This is a genomic window from Bradyrhizobium sp. Tv2a-2 (assembly GCF_000472425.1).
Lineage (GTDB): Bacteria > Pseudomonadota > Alphaproteobacteria > Rhizobiales > Xanthobacteraceae > Bradyrhizobium.
Window position 1 is genome coordinate 1 of the sequence record NZ_AXAI01000038.1, and the last position, 12,967, is coordinate 12,967.

Sequence of the window (12,967 nt, forward strand, 5' to 3'; positions counted from 1 at the left end):
CAGATTTTCCTTGGACTGCCGGATCAGAGAATATTCGGCGCCACCCTGATAGATCGGAACGGTGAGCTGCGCCGCCACACCGGCATTAAACGAGCGCTGGGTGATCAAGGTCTGCTCGTAGGCCTCCTGCGCCGTGGCTTGCAGGTTCACCGTCGGCAGCAGCGCCCCTTCATTGACCTTGACCGTGAGNAAGTTCACGTCGATGCCGTACATCGCAGCAGTGACGTTGGGATTTTCGATCAGGCTGATATCGACCGCCTGCTGCAGCGTCCCCGGCAGGAAGCGATCGACCGGCGAGCCGGGCGCGAGATTTCGCGGCTCGCTGCCGATGATACGGCGGTAGTTCGAGCGCGTCGTGTTCAGTTGGGACTCGGCGGTCAGCTCCTGGGTCTTGCCGGCGGCAAGCTGAGCTTCGGATTGCGCGACGTCGGTGCGCGTCACCTCGCCCACGTTGAAGCGATCGCGCGTCTGCTTCAGCGTCTGCTCGAGCACGCGGACGTTGCTCTTGTTGACCTCGACAATGGCAGAATCGCGCAGATAATCCATGTAGATGCTGGCGGCGCTGAACAGCACGGTCTGTTCAAGCACGCGCAGCGCTTCGCGCGACCCCGACACCTGCGCCTCGGCGGCGCGCGTCCTGTTGGCGGTCTGGTTGCCGTTGTAAAGCGTCTGGTTGATAGTGATGCCCGCGCTGCGCGGCGGATTCGTGCCATGAAGATCGGTACGCACCAACGCGGTCGGCGTGCCTCCCTGGGTGGCGAGCGTATCGGTGTATTGGTAGCCCAGGCTCGCGGTCACGGCGACTTTCGGGCGATAGCCTGACAACGCCTGCGGGACAGCCTCGTCGGTCGACCTCACCTGCGCCCGCTGCGCATTGAGCTGGGGATTGCTTTGATAGGCCTGAACCAACGCACCTTCGATCGTGTCTGCGAGGACAGGCGCCGGCCCCGCACACACCATCAGAAGGACCAGAGCCGCGGCTCCGGTAACGACCTTCACCCCATCCATTCCTGCTATTCCATTCATTCTATTGTCAGCCCGCGCGAGCAAGCCGAACCAACCGGTCAACCCGAGTCAGCGCCTATCCAGCAGCATAAGCTGGCCTCAAGCGCGACGGAACTACCCGGCGCCCCTGACTCAAATGAAACTCTGGAGCTGCTGCTTCCGGGCCACACTTCTGATTCAGAATGGGATTTTAACAGAGGTTAAGGGCGTGGAACGCCCCTAGAAGACGAAGCCGGGGACCCGCTCCATCCCCGGCAGGACCGGCGCGGCCGCGTCAAAAAGCGCACGGTGACCGAGATCGCCATGCGACTTGGTCACGATAGTGGCGCGCGCCGGCTTGCGCGCAGCGAAGACGCCAACCAGCCGGCCGCCTTCGCCAAGTTGCTCAAAAAGCCGCTCCGGAGCGACCTCCGTGGCGCCGTTGAGGACAACGACGTCATAGGGAGCACCCGCGCCATCGCCTTCGGCCGCCGCGGCCGCCCTGAGTGAAACATTCGTAAAGCCCAGCTGGCCGAGTATCAGATTACCTTTGGCGACCAAGGCGGGTTCACTCTCGGTCGCCGTCACGTTGGCTGCCAGGCGAGACACCAGCGCGGCAGCATAGCCCGTGGCACTTCCAACGATCAGCACCTTGTCGGTCGTCACGATTTCAGCGGCCTGCAGCAGCTTGGCGATCACCTGCGGCTTTATCATATAGCGCTTGGGCGCCCCGTCCTCACTCACATCCAGATCGAGGTCGAGATAGGCAAGCGCCCGCCGGCTTTCCGGGACGAACAGCTCGCGGGGAAGCGCGAGCATCGCGTCGAGGATGCGAGTATCAGTGACGTCATTGGTGCGCACCTGGCCATCGACCATTTTCTGGCGCGCAGTCGCAAAACCGGACATTGGAGAACCTGTCAAAAGCAGACGCGGAGCGACCTCCGCGGAAGTGAACTGGACCTCCGCCATCTTTGGTACAAGCTTTGCCAAAACGCAACACGAACGGCGTGCCAGATCCCCGCCGAGCCTCAGTCACCCCGTTTGCTTCTGCCAGGCGCGATCTATTCGATTGTGACGGCAAGCCGCCCGATCAATTGGGCAACCTCGTCCAAATGATTCAAATCATGCCTTTCGATCGCGCGCGCCAAACGGGCCACGCACTCATCGTCGCTCATTGAGAATATGTCGTTCGGAACGATCGAGGGCATCGAATCGAAGCGCTCGGTTCCAACGCTGTCTTTCATTGAATCAATCTCCTTGAACCCCCGGCACCAGCAAAGCTTTCGGCAAATTGAGTCGATTTGGCGTCAAGCGCTTGAGCCCGCGTCGGGGCCAAAGGAGACACGCGATTTTCCCCCAGGGTCCCGTCCCCCTACATCAAAAAACCGGAACAACTTGCTGCGACTTCGAGGATTTCCGGACCTGCCAACAATCGCGAACAAGTGTGAGATTCCTCCTATGCAAGCCGAAAAGGCTTTGTTATACGCTGGCCGCTCGCGATCTTGTGTATCGCTCATTCCTCGGTAGCTCAGCGGTAGAGCATCCGACTGTTAATCGGATGGTCGCTGGTTCGAATCCAGCCCGGGGAGCCAAACCTTCACGACATCGATAGACAGCACGACACGGCGCGGGTCGCGCAACCAACGCGCACCAGAGGCGCGATGCGAGCGCGCCTTCGCTCACGCTGCCTTGCCTGGTCTCAGGGAGCGCAGGGCTCCTCGCGGTTATCTGCGCTTTGCCGCTTCATAGGCGTCGCGATAACCGCGCGCAATCGATCGCACTCCGCGCCCGATGTCATCGTAGACCTCGTCCGGCAAGTTGGCCAGGGAGACGCGAAGCGACCACTCGGGCGCATCGAACCCGCCGCCGTTCAACAGCACGATGCCATGCGCTTCGGCCAGCCTGAACGCGAGATCCAGCGGGTGAACATTCTTTTTCAGGTAATCGACCGCTTCGTCGCCGATATTCTTGCGGGCCCAGAACTCGAAATCGATCAGGCCGTAATAGGCATCGTAGTTCGGGTTCGGGCTAAGTTTGTCCGCGAGGCCCAACCCGTCGAGGAGTGCCCACACGCGGCGATTGACGATCTCCATGCAGGCGCTCTGATAGGCCTTCTTCTCATCCAACATCTCCGACAGCGAGAACAGGCTCATCATCACCTGCTGCGGCAGCGACAGCCCGGCGGTGTGATTGAGCGCCACGTCCCTGCTGTCGGCGACAATGCGGTCGATGAATTTGAGTTTGCGGGGTTCAAGCGTGAGCGGCCCGTAGCGCTCGTCGAGCGCCTTCACCGCGCTTTCCGGCAGCTTGGCGATCATCTGGTCGAAGATATTGTCCTCATGCACCGCGATGGCGCCGAGCCTCCAGCCGGTGCAACCGAAATATTTCGAATAGGAATAGACGCCGATCGTGTTGCGCGGCAGTTCGCCCAGTAGCGACCTGAAGCCATGCACGAACGTTCCGTAGACGTCGTCGGTCAGCAGCATCAAGTCCGGCCGCTTGGTCTTGACCAGGTTGGTCAGCTTCGCGATCGTCTCGCTGCTTATTCCCATCCCGGACGGGTTCGCAGGATTGACGACGAAGAACGCCTTGATTTTCGGGTCTTCCAGTTTCCTGATCTCGTCGTCCGTGTACTGGAATTTGTTTTCCTGCGGCGCTTTGATCTGGACGACTTTGAGGTCGTAGTCCTCGAGATGCGTCATCTCGATGTAGGGCGTGAAGATTGGCGTCCCCAGCGCGATCGTGTCGCCCGGCTGCAGCAGGCGATTGGCCTTGAGCGATTTGAAGATGTAGCACATCGCAGCCGTGCCGCCTTCGACGGCATAGAGGTCGAATTTTCCGGCCGGACGCGGATTGCCGCACATCGCCCACATCAGATATTCGTGCACGATGCGCTCGTTGTGCACCAGCATGCGGTCGGGCACGGGGTAATTGTCGCCGATGATCGAGTCCACGAGCTCGTGCACGAAGGCATCAGCCTCGAAGCCGAACTTCTCGACCGCGAAAGGTAGCATCGCCGAGAGGAAACCGGCGCCGGGCATGTCCGCATGCTTTGCCAGCCACGCCTCAAATCGTCTTGCAATCCCCTTTGCCTGGGGCATGCCGCCGATACCGGCCGGATGCTCCATCACGTGCTTGCTCTCAGTGATGGCGAACTGCCCCAACAGGAAGAATCCCTCGCGCGGTGTCGTCGCCACCCAGTTCGGATTGCCGCGCCCGGCGTTGAGAAACGCCGTCTGCGTGCGTTTCGAATTACTCTTGGCCAGCGAGATCAATTCGTCCTTGATCTCGAAGGGGCTGAGCGCCTCGAATTTTTTCAACGTCAAAATATCAGCCATCTCACGCTCCCAAGCTCGAAGAGCATGGCGAGACCGGCGGAGCGATCGCCATGCCGAAGTGATGGAACGGGTGCAGGCTTCTGCAACCGAGGACAACTCAGGCTGACTCGGAGCGGAAGGAGTTGGTGTGAGGATCGGTACCGCGCTCTCTCCTCACATTGATCTATCTCAAGCCGCTGGCGCCTTCGCACCTGCAGCGCGTGTCCCGTAACGACCGTTGATTTAGATCAACGCTGCGTGGCCCGCGCCGCCCGTTCAATAGTGTGCGATAGCGCGGGTTCGCAGCTCGCAGGTGTGGGTTCTCGCGGGTGGTCCGCCGCATCGTCCGATAGCATCCGCGGCTTTAGGGATCGGCCGCAACGTCGGGTGACATGAACGGGTAACGTCATGATCAACTGGTTCGTCCAAACGCTTCGCAGCTACCCGGAGATCGCCATCTTCCTGTCTCTTGCGGCCGGCTACTATTTCGGATCTTTCAGCTACAAGGGTCTTGGGCTTGGTGCAGTCACCGCCACGCTGGTTTGTGCGGTTCTCATCGGCCAACTCGGCATTACGATCTCGGGCCCACTCAAGCCCACCTTCTTCTTGATGTTCCTGTTCGCGATCGGCTACGGCGTGGGTCCGCAATTCGTTCGCGGCATCGCGCACGACGGTCTGCCGCAGGCTCTGTTCTCCGTGGTCGTCTGCGTGTTGTGTCTCGCGGCCGGCTATCTTGGCGCCAAGCTTGCCGGGTATGATGTCGGCTCGGCGGCAGGCATGTATGCGGGCTCGCAGACGATCTCCGCCTCAATGGGCCTTGCCACCGATGCGATCAATCGCCTCGGCCTGTCGCCAGAAGAGACCAAGAAGCTTCTCGATGGCATGCCCGTCGCCTATGCCGTCACCTACATCTTCGGCACCATCGGCTCGGCGGTTGTGTTGGCTCTGGTCGGTCCTGCCCTGCTCGGCATTGATCTCGAAGCCGCATGCAAGCGCTACGAGGAGGAACATGGCGGCAAGAAGCAACTGGGCGGGCCGGGCACGGCCTGGCACCAGTTCGAGCTGCGGGCGTTTCGCGTCAATGAACGCGGGCCGGCGGTCGGAAAGACGGTCCGGGAGGCCGAGGCGTTGGTTCCCGATCAGCGCGTGTTCGTCGAGCGTATTAGACAGAACGGAAAGATCGTCGATGCAACCGCCGATACCGTGATTCATGCCGGCGACACCGTCGCGGTGGCCGGCCGGCGCGATGTGCTCGTCAACGTGATCGGCGCTGCGGCGGAAGAGGTCGATGATCGTGAGCTGTTGGCGGTGCCGATTGAAGGTGTCGATGTCTTTGTGACCAGCAAGAACGTCGACGGAAAGACCCTCGCCGAACTCGCGCAGGTTCCGGGTGTCCGCGGCGTCTTTCTACGCAAGATCACCCGGGGTGCCACTGCGATCGATATTCCGATCCTGCCGGGTACTCAGCTGCACCGTGGCGATATCGTTACCCTCGTTGGACGGACGCCTGATATCGCGGCTGCAACCAAGCTGCTGGGCTATCCCGATCGAGCGACAGACGTCGCCGACGTCGCCTTCATTGGCGCCGCCATCGTCATCGGCGCGCTGCTGGGGGCCGTGGTCTACAAGGTCGGCAGCGTGCCGCTGACCCTGTCCACATCGGGCGGTGTCTTGATTGCCGGCCTGTTCTTCGGCTGGCTGCGCTCGGTGCACCCGACCTTTGGGCGCATTCCTTCGTCTACATTGTGGTTCATGAATTCGGTTGGCCTGAACATGTTCATCGCCGTGGTCGGCATCTCGTCCGGACCGGGCTTCGTTGCTGGATTACAGCAGCTTGGCTTCAGCCTGTTCCTCTGGGGTGTCGTTGTTACGACTGTACCGCTGATTATCGCGATGTATGTCGGGAAATACGTATTCCGCTTCCATGACGCCATCCTGCTTGGGTGCTGCTCCGGCGCACGAACGACGACCGCTTCCCTTGGCATGATCAACGACCGCGCAAAAAGTCAGATCCCCGGTCTGGGCTATACCGTCACCTATGCGGTGGGCAACACGCTGCTGACGATCTGGGGAATGGTGATGGTGATGCTCCTGTCCTGATTGCAACCATACGCGATCCCAATTCCGGGTTCAGACTGTGGGGCTTCTGTTTAATATAATGATACGATCGGACGCAGCGAATGAACCCCTTGCCAAAGCTGCCGTCGACGGGTTGCTTCAAGGATATCCTGGCGCACGTGCCCTCGGACGCGTCGGCGGCGGGAGTCATCGGATCGGCCATCTCGGTGGCGCGCCTGTTTGCGGCTCACATCGACGCAGTCGCTGCCGTGGAGCATTCCGACGCGCGCCATGGAACGGCCGATGCGAGCGCGAGCGGGCTTCAGACAATTGTGGCCTTCGAAGATACCGCCGGAGCCGCGGCGGGTACGCTGCTTCAGTTTGAGGCGGCCGCCAAACAGGCAGGACTGTCCTATGGCAAGCGCCTGATCGCCGACCACAGCGACAAGGTCGACCGGATGCTGGCCCGCGCGTCACGCCTGTATGATGTCAGCATCATCGCTCAGCCAGACCCTGCAACCGTGAACACCGCCCAGCCTCAGGCAATGCTGTTCGATTCCGGACGTCCTGTGATCCTGATCCCACGCGCCCACCGCACGGGCATCGCGCTCGATCGCATCGGCGTCTGCTGGGATGGCGGTCGCTATGCCGCACGCGCCCTCCATGACGCCATGCCGCTGCTCGAGCTGGCCGGCTGCATCGATATCATCGCCATCAACGAACCCGGCGCGCGTCTCGAAGCGTCCGCGGAGGCGCTGGCCTCGTATCTCGCCAGGCGACGGCTCAACGCCCGCGTCGAGCAGCCAAAGGCGGACCACCTCGGCATCTATCACGCCATCATGGTTGCTGCAGCAGAGGCCGGCACCAAGCTGCTGGTCATGGGCGGCTACGGTCACTCGAAGGCCGGCCGATTCGTGCTTGGCGGAGTGACGCGGGACGCGCTGAAGGAGATGAGCCTTCCGACCTTCATGTCGTTCTAAGTCTTGGTCACGCGCGCGGATGTGTACCCATCGAGAGGCGCTGGATCGGATCGATCAGCGATCGCGCGGAAAATGGCTTGCGCAGGAACGCAATGCAGCCGGCCTCGCGGGCGGCGACAGAGACGGCGTCGCTGTCGCTCGCGGTGATGAAGATGACCGGCACTTCCTCTCCGAGCGTCTGCCTCAGTTCGAGGCCGGACTTCCCCTTCAAGTGGATGTCGATCACCAGGCAACACGCCTCGCCGATATCCCGTTCATTCTCGAAGCTTTCCGCGCAGTCGAAGACGACCGGATCGAACCCCGATGTTTTCAACACGCGCGCCAATCCCTTCAGCACCGAGGGATCGTCGTCAATGACTATGACCTTATTATTCGACAAGAGCGCTTGTTCCTGAGCCGCCGCTTGGTAGGAACTTCCAGAAATCTGGACCCGCGCGACTGCCTTTCATATTGGCTGTACGGACAATGTGCACAGGAATCGGGCTTTGGCTGCCAGAGCAGGATCCTGAAAAGTGTCCAGCGGCTTTTCCGGAAAGATCATGCCAATCAAAGATCTAATGCGCGATGACGATTCAGCCTGATCTCATCGCGCTTTAGTGCCCTCGATCCGATCCAGACGATCTCTCAGTGAGATTTCGCTCGAGCATGGCATGGCGATCAGACCTCGAGAGAATTCCAAGGTTTTCCGCGGCGAACACGAGCTCAAGCAGCGAATGGGCCTTGAACTTCTCCATGACGCTCTGGCGGTGCGCCTTCACGGTGCGCTCGGTGATGTCGAGTTCGTGCGCAATCTGCTTGTTGAGCCTGCCATGCACGACCAGGCGAAAGACCTCGCGTTCACGCGGCGTCAGCGCGTCGAACAGGGCACGCAGCGCAGCGATCTCGTGGCCGCGCGCCTGACCGGTGTGATGGCTCGCAATTGCCCGTTCGATCGCATCGAGAAGCTGGTGTCCAGGCACCGGCTTGATCAGAAAATCCTCTGCGCCCGCCTTGATCGTGCGCACGCTTGCGGGAATGTCGGGGTGACCGGTCAGGAATATGATCGGCAGGGTCGTTCCGTGTTCGATCAGCCGCCGCTGCAGCTCCGGGCCGCTCATTCCAGGCAGTTTAACATCAAGAATCACGCAGCCGGGGGCCGTCAGCGGGAGCTGTGCCAACAGGTCAGCGGCGGTCTCGTAGGTGAAGACCTCGTAGCCGGCGGCGCGCAGATGGCGACCGACTGCGGTCCTGAAGGAGGCATCATCATCGACGACATGCACAGCTGCGGTCACTTGGTCCGCCCCTTGTCGGCGGAAGCAAGCGGCAGACTGACGAAGAAGACAGCGCCCCCACCGGGCCGCTGGTCCGCCCAGATCCGGCCGCGGTGCATTTCCACGATCGTGCGCGCAATGGAAAGGCCGACCCCCATGCCCTGCTCCTTGGTCGTGAAAAACGGATCGAATACCCGGGCAAGCCGTTCGGCTGGGATTCCCTGACCGAAATCGACGACCGAGACAACGACGGACTTCCCGTTACCCGGTTCAGTCCGACCGATGACCCGGCGCCTCTCCTTCGGCTGCTGTTCTGCAGCATCCATCGCATTCATGGCAAGGTTGAGAACCACCTGCTCCAGCTCAATCCGGTCCCCCCACACGTGGAGGACCGTCCCTGCCAGATCGGTCTCAAGCTTGACGCCGCGGACCAACGCCTGAACGGCGAGGAACTGAAAAACATCACGAACTGTATCGTTGATATCGATCAATTCCGCTTCAAATTCGCCCTTCTTCAGCAGGCTCCGCAAATGCTTGATCACCCCGCTAGCCCGCTCATCGTCACGGCGGATGTCGAGGAGTATTTCGCCGATTTCGGCAAGATCCGGCGAGGGCCTTTTTAAAAGACTCTCCGCAGCCTCTGCATTGCTCAGGATAGCCGCCAGCGGCTGGTTGAGCTCATGAGCGATCGAGGCGGTCATTTCTCCTGCTGTCGCCCGCCTGTTGAGATGCGCGAGCTCCGACATCCGGCTGCGCGCCTCGATCTCGGCCAGATGCCTGCGCTGGCGTTCGTAGAGCATGCCCGTGATGAGAAGCGCCTGGATCAGTATGATGGCCACCGCAGTCAGCGATTGCCAGCGATATTGCTCCACGATGGTCGGGGTCCGAAAGCGGATCTCGCTGCCCTGCGGCAGGCCGGACTCCGCCACCTGCCAGCGTTGCAATTGGCGCCAATCAAAGATGGGACGGACATTGTCGCCGGCAGACAACGGAATGTTTGGCACGGGTTCGCCCGCGAGAACCCGCATGGCCTGCCTCCCCGCGTCGTGCCCGATGACACCGGGCAGTAGCAGGAATCCACCGATCGCACCGCGCCCGAGGAAAGTTTCGGACGCGATGACGATCGGCCGGTTTGCGGTTTGAGCGACCAGTTCCAGGGCGTGCGCCGGCGAATAAAATGTGCCCTCCCCGTCCGAATAGATTGCGGAGTAGATGATCGCGGATTGGGCAGGCAATGCAGCCACTCTGCGACGAAGCTCCTGCATGTTCACGCCGGAAAGATCTGTCACAGCGAGGTCAACACCGGCTTCCGGCATTTCGTCCTTCCAGTGACCAAAAATGGCCGGGTCCTTCCAAGCCTCGCCGACAAGAACAATTCTTGTCAAATCCGGCGCGGCCGCGCGCGCCGCGGCGATCATCTGGGCCAAAGTCACATTGGCAAATGTTCCTGTTGTATCGGGCGATAGCAACGCACGCGTCTCAGGCTGGTCCGGGACAAATCCGAACACCACGGGAACGTCATGCCACAGGGTCGCTTTGCTGCGCTGCAGAAACCTGAGGCTGTCGACACCGATCGCAACAATGACGCCGATCGGATGATCCGCATATTTTGTCCTGAAATGCTCGACCAGGCTGCCCTCGTATTGCGGGTCGCGAAATCGCGCCAGATCGAGGTTCTCGGCATAAATCGTGGCATGGGACTGGCCGCGCGCACTGGCCTCGTCGCGGATTCCCGCAAAGATGTCCGCATAGAACGAGCTGCGAACATCAGACTGTTCGAGCACCAATATCGATCCTTGGCGCTGTCCCGACGCCAGCAGGCACGTCGGCAAGACGCTCGCGACAAGCCAAATGATCACCGCCCCGAGTTGGCGCATCGCTCCGGTCAAAATCGACAGATCAAATAGATTTAAAAGAACAACTTTGCCCAGGGCCCCTTCCTGGGGTCCCGTTGCGGGCCGGACCGTCTTGGCCAGATTATCAGGCGACGACGGCGGCGCAACCCGCGCTCACGGCTACAAACTGACGCAACTGTCACGTTCGGGCTACCGTAATTGTCCTTAGGGACAATGGTGCAGTTAGCAGTCCTCCGGGATCATGCCCAACAGGGAGCCCTTTCAAGACATTTCTGTGACGGCCCCTCGCGTACGGAGTGCGTTAATGCTCAGCCGTTCAAGAAACCCAGCCAATCAACCGACGATCGGCGATATCATCCAGGAAGTGCCGGTCATCGCCATCCACGCAAGATTCGGAGCGTCGGAGGCTTGCTTCGGCAAGGACGAGGAAATCTACGGCGAGAGCGAGCCCGCCGATTGCATTTTCGAGGTGATCAGCGGCGCGGTCAGAAGCTACAAGGTCCTGTCCGACGGTCGGCGCCAGATCTGCGCCTTTCACCTGCCTAGCGATATTTTTGGACTGGAGAACGGCATCAATTATCGCTTCACGGCGGAAGCCATCGTGGAGACGACGGCCCGCGTGGTCCGGCGTCACAGCCTGGAATATGTTGCGGCAAGCGACATCAGGGTCGCCCGCAATCTCCTCAGCATGACCGCCAGGAATCTGCTGCATGCCGAGAACCATATGCTGCTGTTGGGACGCAAGACCTCGCTCGAGCGCGTGGCCGCCTTCCTTCTGGAAATGGATCAGCGGCTCAAAGGCACGGGAATGATCGCACTGCCGATGTGCCGGCGCGACATCGCAGATTATCTCGGGTTGACGCTTGAGACAGTCTCTCGCGCGCTATCCTATCTCCGCGACCAGCATGTTCTCGAATTCTCCGAGACCAGCCAACGCCAGATTGTGCTGCAGGACCGGCAACAGCTGCAAAAACTGGACTCTTAGTTTTGTGCTGATTCAGTCTTGTTCGGCCTGAACACAAGGCGCCGCGCCGTCGCGACGTTCCACCCAGCGTCCCATATCTTGCCACGCCTGGGCAACACGCACCCATTTCATGCGCTCGAAGCCGCTTGCGGCAAGAGCCATTTTCATGGCCGTCATTGCCTCGCGCTGGTAGTCAATCTTCGCGTCGCTGCCCATACCGCGATCGTCGCAACCAAATGAAAACATCAAGAACAACAGATCAAAATCAAGAAGATCGTCGGCGTAAGCACGTTCGCCGAAACCGAAACGTTCTCCAGCCCAATTTCGAGCCTACGCCGCCGCTTGTTTGGCCAGGATCTGGCGAAAATCGGTCGCGAGTCCGCTATAATAGCCCGCCAGTACCTCGTAGAGCGCCTTCTGCGCGCCGCCGGCCGCACGTTGCGCCGTCTCCTGGCACTTGGCAGCCTTGCTCTCGTATTTCTCGGCCTTAGCGCGAAGATCGGTCATTTCAGGTACTCCCGCCCATCTCGTAACCCTCTGCTGAAGATTCGCAGGCAGGCGGTGCGAAAACGTGACCGAGCCGGGGAGATTTTGCAGCAATGCGCTGGCAGGAAGATGGAACCGAGCGGGTCGAACGCCGGTAATTTTACCTGCGGCACGCCAGGTCAGGCGCCAATCGCACCGGTCGTCGACCGCCGTTGCGGTATTCAGCAAGTCGCACCCGCAACCCCTGTTTGAACCTTTCTCGCGCGCCAACCGACTTATCTTGCAACGAGAAGAATCTCTTGGAGGCGGTCATGAACCATTGGCGCGACACCATGGTCGATCAGCCGGAGCCTGATGGCGCGGCCTATCTGACCGGTTGGACGATCAGCGGGATCGCCGTGATCGCAACCATCGTCACGGTCTGGGTGTTCGGGATATAACGATCACGGTAGCAAGCGACCCCAAAGCTATGTTGCTGGAGCTTCCGGCAGCGCCTGAAGGTCCCTGCGCAATCCCTTGATTCCGTTGGCCCGAGATTTCGATTTGGGCACAATCGCAGCGCACAATCTCAGTCCCAGATCCTCGTTGAGTGACGCCGGCACATAAGTGAGCTGCCTGCTCGTTGCTGCCCTACCCCCGCCCGCGATTCCCGAAGAACGATCGCGATTTGTGAACCAGTTCATATTTGAGCGGCACCAGGCCTGCTAGATGCACCGTGCTGGGGGATTTCAGGGGCCCAGTCACGTGCGCCGCCGGGACAAGATATTTCGAGCCCGACGGCGTAAATTTTTTTCGGGCGGTCAGTTTGCCAGTTCAGTCGCCTGGCCGCCGCCGTAAAAACGGACATCGATTTCCTGTAGCGCACGCCGCACCCGGTGCGGCCGTGATCGGATCGACCCGAGGCTTGGACACGCCAGCCCCGTTCGGGCCTCTTTTGATTCGGTTGTCGCTTAGGAGGTGGGGCCGCCTCATTCCCTGAAATCGGGCGGCCCCAGTCCCTAAGCCGCGATGAGATTGGGTGGAATCGTCATCGCGCTTTGAGCATGATCTTTTCGGAAAACCGCTGCACACT

At 60.6% G+C, this 12,967-nt stretch carries 13 protein-coding genes and 1 tRNA gene; 5 read left to right on the forward strand and 9 right to left on the reverse strand.

What is annotated here, in order from left to right:
* From A3AI_RS0138605 to A3AI_RS0138615, 3 genes are all read right to left on the reverse strand, one after another.
* Positions 1 to 1,008 (reverse strand): TolC family protein (locus A3AI_RS0138605; RefSeq protein ID WP_024520625.1); only part of this gene is annotated, 1,008 nt, incomplete at its 3' end.
* 216 nt (positions 1,009 to 1,224) lie between these two features.
* Complete coding sequence (locus A3AI_RS0138610) at positions 1,225 to 1,890, reverse strand: protein-L-isoaspartate O-methyltransferase family protein (protein ID WP_024520626.1); 666 nt, start codon at positions 1,888 to 1,890, stop codon at positions 1,225 to 1,227.
* 155 nt (positions 1,891 to 2,045) lie between these two features.
* On the reverse strand, positions 2,046 to 2,228 hold the full coding sequence (locus A3AI_RS0138615) for a hypothetical protein (RefSeq protein WP_024520627.1): 183 nt from the start codon (positions 2,226 to 2,228) through the stop codon (positions 2,046 to 2,048).
* Positions 2,229 to 2,501: 273 nt separating this feature from the next.
* On the opposite strand from A3AI_RS0138615, the gene A3AI_RS0138620 reads away from it, so the two are divergent.
* A tRNA-Asn gene (locus tag A3AI_RS0138620) sits at positions 2,502 to 2,576 on the forward strand.
* A gap of 132 nt (positions 2,577 to 2,708) precedes the next feature.
* On the opposite strand, the gene aspD is transcribed toward A3AI_RS0138620, so the two are convergent.
* Positions 2,709 to 4,322, reverse strand: coding sequence for an aspartate 4-decarboxylase (gene aspD, locus A3AI_RS0138625; protein ID WP_024520628.1), 1,614 nt, complete (start codon positions 4,320 to 4,322; stop codon positions 2,709 to 2,711).
* A 387-nt stretch (positions 4,323 to 4,709) separates the two neighbouring features.
* On the opposite strand from aspD, the gene aspT reads away from it, so the two are divergent.
* Both aspT and A3AI_RS0138635 read left to right on the forward strand, forming a co-directional pair.
* Entirely contained in the window at positions 4,710 to 6,401 is a 1,692-nt protein-coding gene (gene aspT / locus A3AI_RS0138630) for an aspartate-alanine antiporter (protein WP_024520629.1), read from the forward strand.
* Between the two features lie 80 nt (positions 6,402 to 6,481).
* Positions 6,482 to 7,339, forward strand: coding sequence for a putative universal stress family protein (locus tag A3AI_RS0138635; RefSeq protein WP_024520630.1), 858 nt, complete (start codon positions 6,482 to 6,484; stop codon positions 7,337 to 7,339).
* A gap of 7 nt (positions 7,340 to 7,346) precedes the next feature.
* On the opposite strand, the gene A3AI_RS0138640 is transcribed toward A3AI_RS0138635, so the two are convergent.
* The 3 genes from A3AI_RS0138640 to A3AI_RS0138650 all read right to left on the reverse strand — a co-directional run bounded on the left by A3AI_RS0138640 (position 7,347) and on the right by A3AI_RS0138650 (position 10,373).
* On the reverse strand, positions 7,347 to 7,718 hold the full coding sequence (locus tag A3AI_RS0138640) for a response regulator transcription factor (protein ID WP_024520631.1): 372 nt from the start codon (positions 7,716 to 7,718) through the stop codon (positions 7,347 to 7,349).
* 214 nt (positions 7,719 to 7,932) lie between these two features.
* A complete protein-coding gene (locus A3AI_RS0138645; RefSeq protein WP_024520632.1) occupies positions 7,933 to 8,610 on the reverse strand; it encodes a response regulator transcription factor in 678 nt (225 codons plus the stop codon).
* Positions 8,607 to 10,373: a sensor histidine kinase gene (locus A3AI_RS0138650; protein ID WP_245287052.1), complete on the reverse strand. Its 1,767-nt coding sequence runs from the start codon at positions 10,371 to 10,373 to the stop codon at positions 8,607 to 8,609. The genes A3AI_RS0138645 and A3AI_RS0138650 overlap by 4 nt, the downstream gene beginning before the upstream one ends.
* A 376-nt stretch (positions 10,374 to 10,749) precedes the next feature.
* On the opposite strand from A3AI_RS0138650, the gene A3AI_RS0138655 reads away from it, so the two are divergent.
* Positions 10,750 to 11,430, forward strand: coding sequence for a helix-turn-helix domain-containing protein (locus A3AI_RS0138655; protein ID WP_024520634.1), 681 nt, complete (start codon positions 10,750 to 10,752; stop codon positions 11,428 to 11,430).
* Positions 11,431 to 11,442: 12 nt separating this feature from the next.
* Here the strand turns inward: A3AI_RS0138655 and A3AI_RS0138660 are convergent, their stop codons facing one another.
* Together A3AI_RS0138660 and A3AI_RS48435 are read right to left on the reverse strand one after the other, a co-directional pair.
* Positions 11,443 to 11,664, reverse strand: a complete 222-nt coding sequence (locus tag A3AI_RS0138660; protein WP_156928137.1) for a hypothetical protein — start codon at positions 11,662 to 11,664, stop codon at positions 11,443 to 11,445.
* Between the two features lie 75 nt (positions 11,665 to 11,739).
* The gene (locus A3AI_RS48435; protein ID WP_156928138.1) at positions 11,740 to 11,916 is read right to left on the reverse strand and encodes a hypothetical protein; all 177 of its coding nucleotides are present in this window, start codon (positions 11,914 to 11,916) and stop codon (positions 11,740 to 11,742) included.
* A 290-nt stretch (positions 11,917 to 12,206) separates the two neighbouring features.
* Between A3AI_RS48435 and A3AI_RS50075 the strand changes: the two genes are divergently transcribed.
* Entirely contained in the window at positions 12,207 to 12,335 is a 129-nt protein-coding gene (locus tag A3AI_RS50075) for a hypothetical protein (protein ID WP_283807319.1), read from the forward strand.
* Positions 12,336 to 12,967 lie beyond the last annotated feature (632 nt).